Genomic DNA, 17,077 nt, shown 5'->3' with positions numbered 1-17,077 from the left:
TCAAAAACGCCAGCATCATGCTGGCGTTTCTGAAGACGGAACAAGAGCGGATCAGTCGGCGGTCATGCCTGTCAGACTGTTCTGATGACGACGAATCAGCTCATCCATACTGCTCTGGGCCCGCTGGGCGGCATGCTCCAGTGTGTCGACCTGATCAATCATTTCAACCACTTCGTAGTAGCATTTTAGCTTCGGTTCAGTACCGGACGGACGCACCACCACTCGGGATTCATCTTCCAGGAAATAAATCAGGACGTCACTGGCCGGTAAGTCAATGGATTCGACCGTCCCGTCGGCATACTGACGCTGAGACGTTTTCAAATCATCCACACGAATCACATTACGACCGGCGATCTCTTCCGGCGGCTGCTGGCGCAGGCTGTCACCAATCGGCGGAGAATCCGGAGACAAGCCAATGCTCACCTGTGCATTGAGGTAAAGCCCGTGCTCCCGGTAAATGGCTTCCAGCTGATCCCAGACCGTCCTGCCGCGTGCAGCTAGCTCTGCGGTTAACTGTGCAAACGCCAGCATGGCAGACAAACCATCTTTGTCCCAGACCATATTTCCCACGGTGTAGCCCAGCGCTTCTTCGTAAGCAAACAGAAAACGGCTGCTGTCACTCTGCTTTTGCATGGCGACATTGGTCAGCCATTTAAAGCCGGTCAGTGTCTGGTAATAAGCTGCATCAACCGCAGTGGCTACTTTCTGAAGCAGGCTGGAAGAAACGATCGTGGTGCCCACCAGACTCTCTTCCGGATTGGCTCGGGTCAGTAAATAATGACCCAGCAAGACACCGACCTGATCGCCGGTCAGCATCTTGTAATCGCCCTCATCTGTACGAACAGCGACAGCAAAACGGTCCGCATCCGGGTCATTGGCACAAGCCAGCGTAGCCTGATGTTTTTGTGCTTCAGCAATCACCATATCCATGGCGCCGGGCTCTTCCGGGTTCGGGAAATTCACGGTCGGGAAGCTGCCATCCGGTTCACGTTGTGCAGCCACACTGAACACTTGTGTAAATCCGGCATCAGCCAGCAGAGCTTCTGCCATCTCAGCGCCGACACCATGCATCGCCGTATACGCAATGCTGACCGTCTCAGGCTGGGTATGGTTCTGAAGCAGTACACTTTGCTGAACCGTGTCCCGGTAATCGCTGTAAAATTCATCATCAAGCCAGACGAGCAGCCCCTGATGTTCTGCTTCCTGCAAATCCATCAGCGTCAATGGTTGCGTTGCCGCCTTATCAATTTTTGCCGCAATGCCTTTATCATGCGGCGGAATAATCTGAGCGCCATTCCCCCAGTAAACTTTAAAGCCGTTATAAGCTGGCGGATTGTGACTGGCTGTAACCACAATCCCTGCGGCCGCTTTCAGGGCGGTGACACCGTATGCCACCAACGGCGTCGGCGCCACGGTCACAGTCAGGTAAACCTTGATGCCCTGCGCTGTCAGAACGGCTGCAGCATCGTGTGCAAAACGCTTCGAGTCTGGGCGGCCATCATAACCAATGACGACGCCCTGCTGAGTAGCCAGGTCGACAGTGTCCTGCAGATATTGCCCCAGTCCGGTTGCAGTCTCCTGAATCACCAGACGGTTCATCCGGTTTGGCCCCGCGCCGACAATCCCCCGCAGACCGGCCGTTCCGAAAGCCAGCCGGCCGGAAAAACGTTCCGCCAGCTCGGTCTCATTTCCTGTATCAATCAGATCTTGTAATTCCTTACGGGTGACCGGATCGGGATCTCGCGCTAACCATTGTGCAATTTGTTCTTTCATTCTCTGTCTTCCTACTTGCAGGATCTGAACACAAAATACCACAAATGATATTCATTCGCAGTTAAAAATCTCAGTGGGAAGAAAACAACCGGGATAAGACGCTTTTCGGCTTCTGATAAGAAAGATTGCCGGGCACAAGGCAAAACAATCTGTAACCCGTTGTGATCACTCAACAGACGAAAACCATCAGTGGCAGCCCGGACCATTCCGGCTGTTCAGACAGCAATGCGACTTCGTCTCGTTGTCCTGTACGGATTTTACTCTGTCTGACAAGTATAGAGGGATTCACTTCGGATGGGGTGAGATTCAAGCAGATGATAAAAAAGAGAAAAGCGGCACCCTCTCGGATGCCGCCTGAACCGGGACAATGCTTATTGTCAGAATTAACGCTGGAACGGATACACAGAACCCAGAGACAGAATCTGAGTCAGTTCATCCAGCGCAGAGCGTGATTCATCCAGCAGTTGCGGATCAGCCAGATCAGCTTCAACCATCTGGTCACGGTAGTGCTTCTCAACCCACTGGGTCAGACGTCCGTACAGTGCGTCATTCATCAGCGTTGACGGATTCACTGCACGCGCTTCCTGCTCATTCAGAACCACACGCAGACGCAGACAAGCCGGACCACCGCCGTTGGCCATGCTTTGTTTCAGGTCGAATACTTTCACCTGATCCACACCGCGTTTGTCAGCCAGCAGCTGCTCAACATAACGCCAGACGTTATCGTTCTTACGACATTCTTCCGGCAGAACCAGTAGTGTCTCGCCGTTTGGCAGCTCAATCAGCTGTGAGTTAAACAGGTAGCTGGTCACCGCATCTTCAACAGAAACCGCATTGGTCGGTACTTCAATGATATTGAAGCCTTCACCCATTTTCTCTTTCAGCGCACTGTACGTGCCCTGCTGATCCAGGAATGCCTGCTGATGACAGAACAGAATGTTCTTGTTACCTACCGCGATAACATCGTTGTGGAATACACCCTGGTCAATCACGTCTGGGTTTTGCTGTGCAATCACTACTTTCGATGGATCCAGCTGATGCAGACGTGCGACCGCTTCACAGGCTTCATAAGTGTGACGGGCCGGGAACACTTTCGGTGCCGGATGACGGGTATCAAATGCATGACGGCCAAAAACGAAAAACTCTACACCTTGCTCACCATACTGATGACAGAAGCGGGTGTGGTTTGCTGCACCTTCATCACCAAAGTGTTCTACACCAGGCAGTGCCGGGTGGTGAGAGAAGTATTCAGGGTCAGCAAAAGTGCTGCGCAGGATACGGCCAGTCACTTCGTGCTCAATCGAGCGGTGGAACTTGTTTGTCAGATTCGCCGGAGTGAAATGAATCTTGCCGTCTGCAGTATCCGCAGAAGGTGACACCGTTGCCGCGTTCGCAGTCCACATGCTGGAGGCTGAACAACAAGCCGCCAGGACTTTCGGCGCCTGCTTCGCAGCCTGCTCAATGACAGACTTGTCACTGCCAGTGAAACCCAAGCGGCGCAACGTGTGTACGTCAGGACGTTCCTGAGGCGCCAGTACACCCTGCAACATGCCCATGTCGGCCAGAGCCTTCATTTTGTCCAGGCCTTGCTTCGCAGCTTGCTTCGGATTGGATGGCGCCGCCTGGTTCTTGGCTGACGCGACGTTACCATACGACAGACCACTGTAGTTATGCGTTGGTCCTACCAATCCGTCAAAATTCGCTTCACGTGCTTTCATAGACTTTCCATCTCAATTTATCTCGGGCTAAAGATAACAAAGCTTTTACATTAGCAACAAGATCCAGATATTTGTCTAACCAAATGTTATAAATTAGATATTCACACCAATTTGAAGCATGCCTATTCACCGCTGTCTGTCAGCCAGACACAACGTTTCACCTGTGTTTGCGGCGGATGAAAACGGCCCGGATCAGGACATTGTTGCCGGGGACATTTTCCTCATATATCAGGAAGATTAACCGCGGATTTCCCGGTCTGAATCCCTGATTTTTCGTACTTTCAAAGAGGCAGAAGGGCTGAGAGCCTTTTGTACACATTCTTTTCAAATGCCTGAAGCCTGCGGCTGCATTCAGATACGTTATAAAAGCATAGACGTGATTCATCCGGCACACAGAGCTGATTCAAAGCACCTGAGCAGCGAGTCCGGATTCGCTGCCCTTTGAACTGCATAACGAATACATAATTACGCACTTCTGCAGGTCAAATCCAAGTGAATTTTTCTCACTCTTTCTTCTGATTTTGTGTGTCTGATCAGGTTTATGAGCCCGGCTGGCCCCGAAACGCAGAGCCAGACACAGCGGAAACGGGAGGGATTAATGTGAGACTGATTTAGAAAAGACGTTAATGATGAGGGTCCCAGCCAAAATCAGCGTCATTCCCAGTAAGGCATACAAATCTAACTTTTGTCCGTACCACAACCAGCTGATGAGCGCGACCAGAACAATCCCGGCACCACACCAGATCGCATATGCAACTCCAATTGGGACAACTTTGACGGTCACAGACAACAAAAAGAACGCAACCATATAGCCTGTCAGTACCACCAGCGTCGGCACCAACTGCGTAAACTGCTGCGTTTTAGGAAGCATTGAGGTGGCGATCACTTCACAAATAATTGCCAGAAACAGCGACACCATCGGTGGCAATGCAGAAATAACATGCAGCATGATTGACTCACATCCGGAAAAAAACGGCTCATTCTACACCCGAATGTACTGAGCACCATGACAAGAGGAAGAAATTTTCTGCCTGCCCGCCGAAAGTTCTCTCATGACCCACCACCAGCTCCTTATTTGTTAATTTTCCCACTCAACCACATGCCCGTCATCGTAGACACCATCGCTGTACGCCGGAATGTAATTAATGAAAATATTGTTCTGCGCCACGGGTAATGACTTCGACAGGTTCCCGGCAATTAACTCCAGCATCGCAGCAATTTGGGCTTCCGTGTTGAAGTTCGGGGCAACCATATCCACCAGAATGGGGTGTGAATTGGAAGGCTGCTGATTCGCCTGCAGGCCGCCATGAACGTAATGACCTGCAGGCAGGTATTCCCAGACAATCATGATATGTTGCTGCGGGATCTGTGTGGCATCTGAAATCGCCTGAGATAATCGCCCCAGCGCAACGTTCACTTCCACATCCCCGGCAAAGGGCAACGATTTTATACGGATCAGCGGCATATATCCCCCAGTCATCAGGCAATTGCTCATACCGTAACAATCGGTATGAAACAAGATATTCTCAGTGATATCAGTCAGTTAGACGCAGACCTCTATCCCTGATTTTCCCTTTAAGCCTAGTGATCCTTTATCATTCCAACAGAATCACAATTGAGACTGAATGATAAAAAAGTACCAAAGTCAGCGCTTATCTTGCTTACGCTGGGTTTGCTGTTTCCGGTACTCCTCCAGTGAGCAGGGGTTCACAATTCGTTCCTCACAGGTGTATGGCTCAATGTGAATCACCACATCAATCACATCATCCATCTGGTCCAGAATCTGTCGTTTAAACCGCTCACTGATCGTGTGTGCCGCGTCAATCGTCAGCTCCGGATCAACCAGCAAATGGAAGTCCAGCAGAATACTGCCGCCGGTCTGTCTGCTGCGAATGGCATGAATTTCACGGATCTCAGTGTCATGCTCAGCCATTTTCTTCAGCTGTTTCTCGACTTCTTCACTACCCCGGGCATCTGTCAGTTCCTGAAAAGCCGGCCAGAGAATCTCAAATGCCGCTTTCATAATCATGCCGGTCACCAGCAAAGCCGCAATCTGGTCGAGATACTTCAATGCGGGAAAAATGGCATTGGCGATTACGGCAACGGCCACGGGAATTGAGCTGAGTGCATCACTGCGGTGGTGCCAGGCATTGGCACGCAGCGCGCCGCTGTTAATCTCCCGGGCCTTGCGGATAGTCCAGCGAAACAAGAATTCTTTCAGAAAAATTGAAATCATCGCAGCATAAAAAGCCATCATCCCCGGGGCAGGTGGCGGCGCCTCACTCAGCGTCTGGATTGATTCCCAGCCAATCCCGATCCCGACCAGCACCAGCATCACGCCGATAAAGACATTTGTCAGCGTTTCAAATTTCCCGTGGCCGTAAGGATGACTGCTGTCAGCTGGGGCCGTCCAGTATCTGGAACCCAGTAAAATGGCAGCATCGGTCGCCAGATCCGAGAAACTGTGCACACCATCAGCGACAAGTGCCTGGCTGCCAGACAACTTACCGACAACAATTTTAAGCACCGCCAGAAAAATGTTCAGCACTGCCCCCACCAGTGTCGCGGAGCGAACCACCCGGCCATGGATATCCTGCTGCTGTGATGAATCCTGCATACTCATTCCTGTTTCAAACCCCGTCCCTGCCTTTTCATCATCTCAGACCACGACATACCGAACGCCAACATAGCTGCCAGACTATCCTGGACAAAGTTAGCGGACAATCTCAGCGGACAAAGTGCGGCAATTCGTTTCCCTTCATTTCAGGGCTGCAGCCTCTCTCTCTATGATGATTATACAACCGCTGAATTGACCGCTGTATTGCAAGATTCCCCGAGACCAGGACATCTTGCCAACGCAAGGGAACACTCAGGGACATGCTGACCATCCAGCATCCCAAACAGCAGTTTTAAATCAAAGAAGATATCAATGCATTGTCATCCATCATGTTCAGTCATTCGCCTCAACCCCAAAAGATTGTTTCATGACCTGCATGTACATATTTAATGCTGCATGTCTGACGATTGATTTACCTATTCGTTAAAACACAGGTTTTAAATCGTTATGTCATAAATTAACGATAAAATACTGAAGCAAATAATCTTTCCAATTATTTTTCTTTTATTAGAGTCGAAATAAAACGATATTTTTTAACAACGCTTTTTGTATAGACAAAAATATAAGAAACACTGTACATATAATTTCAGAAGAAAAGCATTCCCAAAAATAGAACCCATTTCACAAAAAGATCGCTCAAGTCACATTCTCAAATAAATCCTATTAAAGAATTTGAATTTCATTACAGGCATTTCATAATAGTCGGGTCAATATTTCAATATTGATTCGACAATAAGGACTGTTAATGAAACACATTGTTGATTTCATCGAGCAACTCGAAAGAGAGGAACACTCTTTCACCATTTGGGTCTACGCCCGAAATGGAAAATTTAGTCCATTTGCCGAGCTAGGAAAGACATCTGCAACAAAACTGCTTCAGAAAGCGATTGATCAAAATTTACAGGTCGTTGTTGAACTGCATACCCCGGCAGATCACCCGGCTTATTTGATTCTGACTGAAGTCCACATTGTTGTGCCGGTGCTGTTCCACCAAGGGCAAGTTCGTTCTCTGAACAAACCTTTAGCGGCATAATACGCATCAGAATTGTGGAAAAACAAACAGAAGAACTTGGGCTAGGTTTATTTCTTGTCCACTGATTCGATGCGTACTAAAAAACAGACCTTCCGGTCTGTTTTTTTTCATCCGATATCTAACCTAACGGTAAGATATCATTCCCGAATCACTATTCAATCTGAGTGATAATTATTATTCTTTGCTCATCGAAACACCATTCAGCCCTCTAAGCTGATGATTTTCAATCATCTTGGTGCAGTATTACCCTGTTCCCATTTATCCCAACCCAATTAATAGACCGTCGATGAATTGACGCTTTGCGAACCCACATGAATTTTGCTGCTTTCCATAATGCTCCGCTGTCCACTGTTGCAGGCGGTTTTGCCATCCTCCCACCCCTCGTCATACCGGGTATCAGAATCGGTCAGCGTGATATCTTTCATATAGGTTGTTTCAGCTACGCCTTTCAGCTTTAACGCACTTTCACATCCCTGGTTGAATCCATAATGATAAATACTGTCATACGGTTCTTGATTTACATAAGCCTCGGGGAAAAGTGTGTACTCACCGACTCCGTATTTTGAATCCATCCCGGAACACCCTGTCAGAATCCAGAAACCGAAAAACATCACTGATATTATTTTCATTGCCGTACTCCTGTATTACGACGCAGCTTGTTATGTCTGAATTTTAGACGACTTCCGGCGACTGCCACGTCACGATCTCATAAAACAGCCACAAAAAAGCCGCGAATACGCGGCTTCCGTCATTCCATGCGCTTTATCAACGCAGCTTATTCTGCTTCCAGGAGACGATTTAATCGCTCGAAACCCTGTGCCAGATCCCGGATCAAATCTTCGGTATCTTCAAGGCCAATGTGAAGACGCAATATCGGGCCGGCAAAGTTTTTCTTCTTCGCCGTCCGCAGGGAATTGATATTCTCGTTCGCCAGAATCAGGCTTTCAAAACCTCCCCAGGAATAACCCATACTGAAATGTTCCATCCCATCAAGCAATGCTGTCAGCGCTTCAGTATTTCCGCGGTTCAGAACGACCGAAAACAGACCGTTACATCCTTTGAAATCCCGCAGATAGAACTCGTGTCCTTCACAACTTGGCAGTGCAGGGTGGCGGACATGATCCACTTCAGGACGCTCAGCCAGCCAGCGGGCAACCTTCAGACTGTTTTCTTCATGCTGACGCAGACGGACCCCCAATGTCCGCAAACCACGCATTGCCAGATAAACGTCATCCGGTGAAGTACATTGCCCCATCAGATAGCTGTGTTCACGCAGCTGATCCCAGCAACGTTCATTGGCCGTTGCGGTTCCCAGCATCACATCAGAGTGTCCGACAATATATTTGGTCGCGGCCTGAATCGAGATATCGACACCATGTTCAAACGGCTGGAAGTTGATCGGTGAAGCCCAGGTGTTATCCAGCATGACCACGATATCATGCTCATGGGCAACCCGCGCCAGCGTTGGGACATCCTGCACTTCCATCGTGATGGAACACGGAGATTCCAGGAACAGTACCGTCGTGTTCGGGCGAATCAGTTCGCGAATCTCTTCACCGATCAACGGGTCATAAAAGGTTGTTTCTACCCCCATTTTTGCCAGCACTTTGTCGCAAAAATCACGGGTTGGTTCGTAAGCGCCGTCGACCATTAAAATATGATCGCCCGCCTTCACAAACGACAGAATGGCATTCGATATTGCGGCTGTACCGCAGGGATAAAGCGCGCAACCAACGCCTCCCTCCAACTCAACCATCGCATCCTGAAAAGCAAAGTGAGTATTGGTGCCGCGACGTCCGTAAAAAAGCGCCTGTTTGGCGCGGTTCGCTGTCGCATGCTTCATTTCAGCGACCGAGTCGAAAACGATCGTTGATGCACGGCTGACCGGAGGATTCACAAGATGCTGAGTCCATTTTTTTGAACGACCAGCGGTGATAATTTTGGTATCTAATGCTTTTTTGTCTGCCATGCTGTTCCCAAGTCTGTTCTTTGGTCCGTCAAAGGATCGGGCCTGTTGACCCAAGCCATGACAAAAATGTCATGGCTTTCAGTGAATAACTCAGACGTTAACATCTTCTTTGATGTTTGGGTACAGCTCAGCAGTACAGGTTTTTATCTGATTGCAGCATAAGATATATCGTTCTCTGCTCTGTCTGCCACTGGCTGAGTCCGGCGCGGCGGCTGGGCCTGAGGCATCATGACTGCCTGCGGATCAATCATTTCAAGACGGGCCCGGTAATTCAGGCATTCACCCATCACTTCGGATTCACCCGCAACTTTCGCCGTTAATACAGTCAGCAGTATCGCCTTATAGGCAAAGTGACGATGTAACTCAATCGCCAGACTGGCAGAACAAGGCTTGTCACCAACGGGGCGTAAAACCTGCAATGCCTGCCGTTTCGGGTAAAGCTGAAAGACATTGTGATTAATTCCGCTGGCTTCCCGGATCTGGCTGCGAATTTCACATCTGGACAGCGGGCTGTAATACGCATGTTCTTCCTCACCCGCAATCCGTTTCAGGTACGCATAATGAAGATTGGTCATTAAGCCATTCATCGCAGGTAGGCTGAGGAAAATGATATCTTCATAATCTTCGCCCAGCGTATGAAATATCCCACGGCTCTGGGCCACAAAACCATGGTTTAACAAACAACTGATCGACTTTAATCCGGTCATGTACTGTGCCAGCACAGCCAGAATCGCAGTATACAGCTCCGGCGGTTCAGTCACCTGTTCCTGAACGTTTTCCTGCAGTGTCTGAATCTGGAACTCAAGAAACTGTACAATCTGATGGTTCAGCTTCATCTCTGCGTCATACATAATGCCACCCCCATAATTCACAACTGCCCGAACCCAAAGGGATTCAGGATGCACAGCCTGATTTTGTCGTCCTGTCTGAATGACATCATTTTCAGACAGCGGTGTGATCTCTATGCAATTTGGGTGCCGAGCATCCGTCAATGCAATGAAGCGTATCAATAAAAAGACTGGGGATAAATTTGTGATTTGCTTCTCATTTTGCAAGGCAAAATGCGAAGTGCTTCGAAATCAAATACATTTAGCAGGTCGGGTCTCAGCAAGTGCTAAACCGGAGCACCCCCATGGTTCAGCCGTAGGAACATCAGGCAAGAAGCCAGACTGTAAAAACGACTGACAGCAGCATTCGCTGATTCAATAAAAAAAGCGCTGGAAAACCAACGCTTTATTTTTTAAACCTTGCTGACTGATTTATTTGTGGCTTTTCAATATGTTTAAATTTCTGACAGTCTGTCCGTTTTCGCGGCACAGATGAAATCATTTTTATGCAGGCCTTTGATTGAATGGCTCCACCAGTTCACCGTCACTTTCCCCCATTCCAGGGTAATGGTCGGATGATGGAACTCTTCCTCAGCCATTTCCGCAACTTTATCGGCAAATGCCCAGGCCAGTTTGAAGTTTTTAAACTTATACACTCTTTCAAGCTGTTTAATGCCATTGACATCCAGCACCTGCCACTCCGGAATTTCTTTCGACAGTTGCATCATTTCACTGTCTGTCACCATAGGGGCATCAATTTGACAAGCTTCGCACTTCAATTCAGTTAAATCAGACATATTCCCCAACTTGCTCCTTGTTCTTTGGTGGGTATAAAGGTGCATGCAGACCCAGTGACTGTGCCTGATGAACCATGCTCATAATGTCTTGATGAGCCAGCTCATAGAGTTGCTGGATCCCATCAATTTCAAAATATATCGGCTGCATAATGTCGATGCGGTACGGCGTACGTAACACATCAATCGGATCAAACGCTTTGTAAATTGGCTTATCGCTTGTCATCGCATATCCAGTTTCACCCGGTGACGACAGAATCCCGCCCCCGTAGATGCGACGTTCACCGTGCTGACGCATCAGGCCAAACTCGACAGTAAACCAGTACAAACGCGCCAGATACACACGCTCTTCTTTTGAGGCAGCCAGGCCAAGCCGGCCATAAGTATGCGTGAATTCAGCAAATGCCGGGTTGGTCAGCATGGCACAATGGCCAAAGATTTCATGGAAGAAATCCGGTTCCTGCAAATAGTCGAACTCTTCCCGGCAACGCAGGAAAGTCGCAACAGGAAACTGCTGGTTCGCCAGCAGGCTGAAAAAACGGTCAAAGTTAATCAACGCCGGGACTTCAACACACTGCCAGCCCGTTGATTTTTTCAGAACCGCATTAATTTCAGCCAGTTGCGGAACACGATCAACCGGCAGCTTCAACAGTTCAAGCCCCTGGATATATTCATCACAGGCTCTGCCCTGAATACAACTCAGCTGACGTGTCACCAAATCGTGCCAGATTTGATGCTCATCATCAGACCAGTGAATCACGCCGTTTTCATCCGGCTTGTTCGATACATACTTTGTCGCTTTACCCATAAAACAACCTTCTATATCTCTTTGCCTTACCTTGGCAATTCTCAGCGCAGCGGCTTCTTTTGATCCGCTCAGCCAGATGTGTCTTTACATCTGCTTCAGCAGAAACCGGGGCTGCTCCCTATCTCGTTTAAGGGTAGGCGTTTTCGGGATCGCAATGGAACCATCTGTCCTGAATCGCAAAATCACATCAGTGTAACAATATTTTTACATACACTTTGTTGCGTTGGTCTGATGAAACACGGTGGAAAAAGACAAACAGAACTTTTACTTAGTCCATCAATAAGAACATACAGTTATGTAAAAAAAAACGCACACTCATAAAAAGCGAATATCAGCCGGGGGGTTGCTTGTTCATTCGCTCTCAACCAGAGTTAAAGCATCAGGTTAATACAATGTTAATCCGGTATGACCACATCAGCTGAGATCACCTGCTATGCCGGGTACTCCTCAGCTGCGGCACCGGCAGACAAGGATAGAGACAGCGGGTTCAGGGATGTACTGACTGAACCGGGCTGTCATCGTCAATGAGGACCATTAAGATGCGTCACTGGTTTCAATTTCCGATTATCGAAGGTAAAGCATCCCGTCAGGCACACTGTGACCTGCCAGATGGCACCTATGAGCGTGAATGCGGTAAGGAAGGTTTCTTCGGCCCCGCCAGCCATATGTACCACGACAACCCGCCGACCGGCTGGGTGGAATGGGATGGCCCGCTGCGCCCCCGCGCGATTGATACAACGCGTCTGGAACAGCCAGGTCAGTCTCCCTGGGATGCATCCCTGGTTCTGTTCAACAATCAACTGAAAATGCGCGTCTGGAACACCTCACAAAGTATGGACCATCTGGTCCGTAATGGTGACGGTGACGAAGTGCTGTTTGTCCATCAGGGCAGTGGCCACCTTTACTGTGACTATGGCCACCTGACATTCCGCGACGGCGACTATATTACGATCCCGCGCGCAACCAGCTGGCGTATTGAAGTCGATGAGCCCGTGTCTCTGCTGCTGATCGAAGCCACCAACAGCGGCTACCAGATGCCGGATCGCGGTCTTGCGGGTCAGCATGCCGTGTATGACCCGGCGGTTCTGGAATATGCGCGCATCGATGACGCATTTCTTGCCCAGCAAAACAACGATCAGCGCTGGCAGGTGAAGCTCAAAGCACGAAATCAGATGAATACCATCACTTACCCGTTCAACCCGCTGGACGCACAGGGCTGGAAAGGGAATCTGACCGTGTTCAAACTGAACTGGCGTGATATTCGCCCTCTGATGAGCCACCGCTATCACCTGCCGCCGTCGGCTCACACGACGTTTGTCGCAGATGGCTTCGTGATTTGTACCTTTGTACCGCGTCCGATCGAATCGGATCCGGGTGCACTGAAAGTCCCGTTCTATCACAACAATGACGACTACGATGAAGTGCTGTTCTATCACCGTGGCAACTTCTTCAGCCGTGACAACATCGAAGCCGGGATGATTACCCATCACCCCTGTGGTTTCTCTCACGGCCCGCATCCGAAAGCACTGGCAGCCAGCATGTCACAGCCGAAAAAAGAAACTGACGAGGTGGCAGTGATGATCGATACCCGCTATCCGCTGGAAGTGGCAGAGCTGCCGGATGGTGTTGAAAACAAAGATTATGTGTATTCCTGGATCAACCGGAAGTGATCCCCGGGTCAAAAAACAAGCATTAGATTTACATTGTAAAGTAAGGAGTAAAACGTGAAATTAGCCTCATTGAACCATGGCCGTGACGGACAACTGATTATTGTTTCACGTGATCTTACCCAAGCCGTGCATGCGCACGATATCGCACCGACGCTGCAATTTGCGCTGGATAACTGGGAACAGGTCGAGGCAGATTTGCAGCACCTGTACCGAAACCTGAACGATGGCATCGCGAAGGATGTCTTTCCGTTCAACCCGGCACATTGTGCCTCGCCGCTGCCACGCGCATTCCAGTGGGCAGACGGCAGTGCTTACGTCAACCACGTGGAACTGGTCCGTAAGGCTCGCGGCGCAGAAATGCCGGAAACCTTCTGGACAGATCCGCTGATGTATCAGGGCATGTCCGATGGTTTCCTTGGTCCCCGTCAGGATATTGAAATGGCGGATGAAAGCTGGGGCATTGACTTCGAAGGCGAAATTGCCGTGATTACCAACGATGTTCCGATGGGAACACGGACCGAAGAAGTCCATGGCCACATCAAACTGCTGATGCTGGTCAACGATGTTTCGCTGCGGAACCTGATCCCTGCGGAACTGAGCAAAGGCTTTGGATTCTTCCAGTCCAAACCGGCTTCCGCTTTTTCACCTGTCGCCGTAACCCCGGATGAGCTGGGTGACCGCTGGCACGACTACAAAGTACATCACCGCCTGACCGTTCATCTGAATGACGAACTGTTCGGGGAACCCAATGCCGGTGTGGATATGACCTTCAACTTTGCAGAACTGGTGCAGCACGTGGCGAAATCCCGTCATGTCAGTGCGGGAACCATCATCGGTTCAGGGACAGTCTCAAACATCGACCGTTCGAGCGGTTCCTGCTGCCTGGCAGAACGCCGGATGCTTGAAATTATCGATCAGGGTCAGGCCGTCACGCCGTTTATGAAGTTTGGCGATAAAGTGAAAATTGAAATGTTCGATGATCACGGTGACACCATCTTCGGTGCGATCGAGCAAACCGTAGTGAAGTATGAACACCAGTACAGCCCGGCTGATCTGAACCACCATCAACCGAACTGACCAGGAGGCCGGATGACGCTTTACGATTATTTTCGCTCATCCGCCGCCTACCGGGTGCGCATCGCGCTCAACCTGAAAGGGCTGCGCTATCACAGCCACCCGGTTTCACTGGTGGAAAAAGAGCAACAAACCCCGGCTTATCAGGCCATTAACCCTTCGCAACTGGTGCCGACTTTAGAAACAGAGCACGGCTATCTGAGCCAGTCTCTGGCAATCCTTGAATATCTGGACGAATGCCATCCCCAGTTTCCGCTTCTGCCTGCCGATCCGTGGCAGAAGGCACAATGCCGGGAGCTGGCGCTGATTGTGGCCTGTGATATTCATCCGGTGAATAACCTGCGTATCCTCAATTATCTGACAGGCGAACTGAACGTCAGCCCGGACGACAAACTCGCCTGGTATCACCACTGGCTGAAAGCCGGTCTGGCTGCACTGGAAACCCGGATGGCTTCCCGTCATCAGCAGCATCCCAGCACATTCTGCTGCGGTGAGACGCCGTCACTGGCTGACCTTTGCCTGATCCCGCAGCTGTATAACGCCCGTCGTTTTGAGCTTGATTTATCGCCCTATCCTACACTGGTAAGGATTGATGAAGCTTGTCAGGCTCTGGAGGCATTCAGGCAGCCCCATCCGGACAATCAGGCCAAATAAACTCTCACCAGAGCCGGAACTGAAACATCAGGTCAGCCATTCAGGACGTAGCCATCACGATAAGGACAATAACGATGAGCATGCAAGACCATCATCTGGAAGAAGCGTCAGCGCCAATCTTGTGGCAACCGACAAAAGACAGCATTCACGACAGCCTGCTTTACCAGTTCATGGTGGAATTGAGCGAGCGGGAAGACACCCTGTTCCATGACTACCAGCAACTGCATCACTGGTCCGTCCGGCACAGCGAGCATTTCTGGGACCGCCTGTGGGATTTCTGTGGTGTGATTGGTGACAAAGGCGACCGGGTCACCGATTGTCCGCCAAACAGCACTGAACCGGCCAAAGATACCCTCTGGTTTCCGGATGCCCGGCTGAATTTTGCAGAAAATCTGCTGGCCTATGGCAATCAGGCACCAAACAAAGACGCAATCGTCTTCCATTGTGAGGGGCAGCCGGAACGTCGCCAGCAACTGAGCTGGCAGGCACTTCAGCAGCAGGTTTCTCAGCTCAGCCAGTACCTGCGTGCACAGGGAATTACTCAGGGCGACGTGGTTGCCGGCTACCTGCCCAACCTGCCGCAGACACTGATTGCCATGCTGGCCACCAGCGCAGTCGGAGCCATCTGGACCTCGACCTCGCCGGACTTCGGTGTCGACAGTGTGGTTGAACGCTTCGGGCAAACCTGCCCCAAAATTCTGTTCGCAGCCGATGGCTATTTTTATAACGGCAAGCGACACAGCTGCATCGACAAAGTCAACGCGATGCTGAGTGAACTGCACAGTGTCGAGAAAGTCGTGCTGATCCCTTTCGCCAGTCTGAACGCACCCACCGATTCTCCTCTGGCAGAGCGGTATCAGGACTGGCACGATGTGTTAGCAGCCTTTCCCCCAGCACCGATTCAGTTTGAACGTGTTGCGTTCAACCATCCGCTGTACATCCTCTACTCCTCCGGCACCACAGGGAAGCCGAAATGTATTGTGCACAGTGTCGGCGGTATCTTACTGAATCACCTGAAAGAACACATGCTGCACAGTAATGTGAACCCTGGGGACCGGGTGTTTTACTTCACCACCTGCGGCTGGATGATGTGGAACTGGATGGCCAGCGGTCTGGCAGCCGGAGCAACCTTAATTCTGTATGACGGTTCACCATTCTATCCGGACGGTAATGTGTTGTGGGACATGGCCGATCAAGAAGGCGTCACCTTATTCGGCACCTCCGCCAAATATCTGGAAGCGCTCGAAAAACAAGGTTATCAGCCGGAAAAGACCCATCAGCTGCCTTATCTGAGAACACTTTGTTCCACCGGCTCCGTGCTGGCACCGGAACAATTCGACTATGTGTATCAGTCGATCAAATCGGATTTACAGCTGGCATCGATTTCCGGCGGCACCGATATCTGCGGCTGCTTCGCGATTGGCAACCCCATCAGCCCTGTGTACCGGGGCGAATGTCAGGGCCGCGCTTTAGGGATGGATGTGCAGGTTTATGATGACAACGGGCAATCGGTCATCGAAGCTCAGGGAGAGCTGGTGTGCTGTAACAGCTTCCCGAACCAGCCCGTCGGATTCTGGAATGACGAAGGGGATCAGCGGTATTACAGCGCTTACTGGGAGGTGTATCCGAACACCTGGCATCATGGTGATTTTATTCAGTTGACCCGCCACGGTGGCCTGGTGTTCTTTGGTCGCTCCGATGCAGTGCTGAACCCGGGCGGCGTCCGTATTGGCACCGCAGAAATCTATCGGCAGGTGAATCCGATGGATGAAATTACCGACTCCATCGTCATCGGCCAGAACTGGCAAAATGATGTGCGTGTGGTGCTGTTCGTTCAGCTGGCGGCAGGTCATCAGCTCGATGAGACGCTGCAAGCGAAAATTCGCCAGCGTATCAAGGAACACTGCTCGCCCCGCCACGTCCCAGCAGTCATTCTTGCGGTGACTGATATTCCACGGACCAAATCAGGCAAACTGGTCGAGCTGGCCGTCCGGAATGTGGTCCACCAGCAACCGGTCAAAAACGTCGGTGCGCTGGCAAACCCGGAGGCGCTGGAACAATATAAGCATCGGCCTGAATTGTCGTGCTGATTCGTGCCGACTCAAGCAGTCAGTGATGCCTGAAGGTGATTCAACGGGGT

General features: G+C 50.4%; 15 protein-coding genes. 5 read left to right on the top strand and 10 right to left on the bottom strand.

Features of this window, described 5'->3' with window-relative positions:
• Positions 1-51: 51 nt before the first annotated feature.
• The 5 genes from ACYP03_RS07770 to ACYP03_RS07750 all read right to left on the bottom strand — a co-directional run bounded on the left by ACYP03_RS07770 (position 52) and on the right by ACYP03_RS07750 (position 6,108).
• A complete protein-coding gene (locus tag ACYP03_RS07770) occupies positions 52-1,773 on the bottom strand; it encodes a phospho-sugar mutase (RefSeq protein WP_459779143.1) in 1,722 nt (573 codons plus the stop codon).
• Positions 1,774-2,156: 383 nt separating this feature from the next.
• A complete protein-coding gene (gene astB, locus ACYP03_RS07765; RefSeq protein WP_330960285.1) occupies positions 2,157-3,491 on the bottom strand; it encodes an N-succinylarginine dihydrolase in 1,335 nt (444 codons plus the stop codon).
• 595 nt (positions 3,492-4,086) lie between these two features.
• Positions 4,087-4,410 carry a DMT family transporter gene (locus ACYP03_RS07760; RefSeq protein ID WP_248143281.1) on the bottom strand — a complete coding sequence of 108 codons (324 nt, stop codon included), beginning with the start codon at positions 4,408-4,410 and terminating at the stop codon, positions 4,087-4,089.
• 159 nt (positions 4,411-4,569) lie between these two features.
• A complete protein-coding gene (locus ACYP03_RS07755; RefSeq protein WP_248141977.1) occupies positions 4,570-4,956 on the bottom strand; it encodes a 4-oxalocrotonate tautomerase family protein in 387 nt (128 codons plus the stop codon).
• 180 nt (positions 4,957-5,136) lie between these two features.
• Positions 5,137-6,108 carry a cation diffusion facilitator family transporter gene (locus ACYP03_RS07750; protein ID WP_248141976.1) on the bottom strand — a complete coding sequence of 324 codons (972 nt, stop codon included), beginning with the start codon at positions 6,106-6,108 and terminating at the stop codon, positions 5,137-5,139.
• Between the two features lie 745 nt (positions 6,109-6,853).
• Between ACYP03_RS07750 and ACYP03_RS07745 the strand changes: the two genes are divergently transcribed.
• Positions 6,854-7,141, top strand: a complete 288-nt coding sequence (locus tag ACYP03_RS07745) for a hypothetical protein (RefSeq protein WP_248141975.1) — start codon at positions 6,854-6,856, stop codon at positions 7,139-7,141.
• Positions 7,142-7,413: 272 nt separating this feature from the next.
• On the opposite strand, the gene ACYP03_RS07740 is transcribed toward ACYP03_RS07745, so the two are convergent.
• The 5 genes from ACYP03_RS07740 to phhA form a co-directional block, all read right to left on the bottom strand.
• The gene (locus ACYP03_RS07740) at positions 7,414-7,770 is read right to left on the bottom strand and encodes a hypothetical protein (RefSeq protein ID WP_459779141.1); all 357 of its coding nucleotides are present in this window, start codon (positions 7,768-7,770) and stop codon (positions 7,414-7,416) included.
• A gap of 146 nt (positions 7,771-7,916) precedes the next feature.
• The gene (locus ACYP03_RS07735; RefSeq protein WP_459779140.1) at positions 7,917-9,110 is read right to left on the bottom strand and encodes a cystathionine beta-lyase; all 1,194 of its coding nucleotides are present in this window, start codon (positions 9,108-9,110) and stop codon (positions 7,917-7,919) included.
• Between the two features lie 143 nt (positions 9,111-9,253).
• Entirely contained in the window at positions 9,254-9,961 is a 708-nt protein-coding gene (locus tag ACYP03_RS07730) for a hypothetical protein (protein WP_248141972.1), read from the bottom strand.
• 431 nt (positions 9,962-10,392) lie between these two features.
• On the bottom strand, positions 10,393-10,734 hold the full coding sequence (locus ACYP03_RS07725) for a 4a-hydroxytetrahydrobiopterin dehydratase (RefSeq protein WP_248141971.1): 342 nt from the start codon (positions 10,732-10,734) through the stop codon (positions 10,393-10,395).
• Positions 10,727-11,539: a phenylalanine 4-monooxygenase gene (gene phhA, locus ACYP03_RS07720; protein WP_459779139.1), complete on the bottom strand. Its 813-nt coding sequence runs from the start codon at positions 11,537-11,539 to the stop codon at positions 10,727-10,729. Before phhA ends, ACYP03_RS07725 begins: the two co-directional genes overlap by 8 nt.
• 539 nt (positions 11,540-12,078) lie before the next feature.
• Here phhA and ACYP03_RS07715 point away from each other — a divergent pair.
• From ACYP03_RS07715 to ACYP03_RS07700, 4 genes are all read left to right on the top strand, one after another.
• A complete protein-coding gene (locus tag ACYP03_RS07715; protein WP_248141969.1) occupies positions 12,079-13,209 on the top strand; it encodes a homogentisate 1,2-dioxygenase in 1,131 nt (376 codons plus the stop codon).
• 54 nt (positions 13,210-13,263) lie between these two features.
• A complete protein-coding gene (locus ACYP03_RS07710) occupies positions 13,264-14,286 on the top strand; it encodes a fumarylacetoacetate hydrolase family protein (protein WP_459779137.1) in 1,023 nt (340 codons plus the stop codon).
• Between the two features lie 12 nt (positions 14,287-14,298).
• On the top strand, positions 14,299-14,937 hold the full coding sequence (maiA, locus tag ACYP03_RS07705; RefSeq protein ID WP_459779136.1) for a maleylacetoacetate isomerase: 639 nt from the start codon (positions 14,299-14,301) through the stop codon (positions 14,935-14,937).
• 74 nt (positions 14,938-15,011) lie between these two features.
• Positions 15,012-17,027 carry an acetoacetate--CoA ligase gene (locus ACYP03_RS07700; RefSeq protein ID WP_459779135.1) on the top strand — a complete coding sequence of 672 codons (2,016 nt, stop codon included), beginning with the start codon at positions 15,012-15,014 and terminating at the stop codon, positions 17,025-17,027.
• The last annotated feature ends 50 nt before the right edge of the window (positions 17,028-17,077 follow it).

This window comes from Photobacterium sp. R1 (assembly GCF_054600795.1).
The sequence above is the reverse complement of the archived record's forward strand: the minus strand, read 5'-3'. Positions and strand labels throughout refer to the sequence as shown.

Excerpts from the sequence above, each read along its gene's own strand:
- ACYP03_RS07760 (WP_248143281.1), bottom strand. The coding sequence starts at position 4,410 with ATGGTGTCGCTGTTTCTGGCAATTATTTGTGAAGTGATCGCCACCTCA.
- ACYP03_RS07715 (WP_248141969.1), top strand. The coding sequence starts at position 12,079 with ATGCGTCACTGGTTTCAATTTCCGATTATCGAAGGTAAAGCATCCCGT.
- ACYP03_RS07725 (WP_248141971.1), bottom strand. The coding sequence starts at position 10,734 with ATGTCTGATTTAACTGAATTGAAGTGCGAAGCTTGTCAAATTGATGCC.
- astB (WP_330960285.1), bottom strand. The coding sequence starts at position 3,491 with ATGAAAGCACGTGAAGCGAATTTTGACGGATTGGTAGGACCAACGCAT.
- ACYP03_RS07770 (WP_459779143.1), bottom strand. The coding sequence starts at position 1,773 with ATGAAAGAACAAATTGCACAATGGTTAGCGCGAGATCCCGATCCGGTC.
- phhA (WP_459779139.1), bottom strand. The coding sequence starts at position 11,539 with ATGGGTAAAGCGACAAAGTATGTATCGAACAAGCCGGATGAAAACGGC.
- ACYP03_RS07700 (WP_459779135.1), top strand. The coding sequence starts at position 15,012 with ATGAGCATGCAAGACCATCATCTGGAAGAAGCGTCAGCGCCAATCTTG.
- maiA (WP_459779136.1), top strand. The coding sequence starts at position 14,299 with ATGACGCTTTACGATTATTTTCGCTCATCCGCCGCCTACCGGGTGCGC.
- ACYP03_RS07735 (WP_459779140.1), bottom strand. The coding sequence starts at position 9,110 with ATGGCAGACAAAAAAGCATTAGATACCAAAATTATCACCGCTGGTCGT.
- ACYP03_RS07745 (WP_248141975.1), top strand. The coding sequence starts at position 6,854 with ATGAAACACATTGTTGATTTCATCGAGCAACTCGAAAGAGAGGAACAC.
- ACYP03_RS07740 (WP_459779141.1), bottom strand. The coding sequence starts at position 7,770 with ATGAAAATAATATCAGTGATGTTTTTCGGTTTCTGGATTCTGACAGGG.
- ACYP03_RS07755 (WP_248141977.1), bottom strand. The coding sequence starts at position 4,956 with ATGCCGCTGATCCGTATAAAATCGTTGCCCTTTGCCGGGGATGTGGAA.
- ACYP03_RS07730 (WP_248141972.1), bottom strand. The coding sequence starts at position 9,961 with ATGTATGACGCAGAGATGAAGCTGAACCATCAGATTGTACAGTTTCTT.
- ACYP03_RS07750 (WP_248141976.1), bottom strand. The coding sequence starts at position 6,108 with ATGCAGGATTCATCACAGCAGCAGGATATCCATGGCCGGGTGGTTCGC.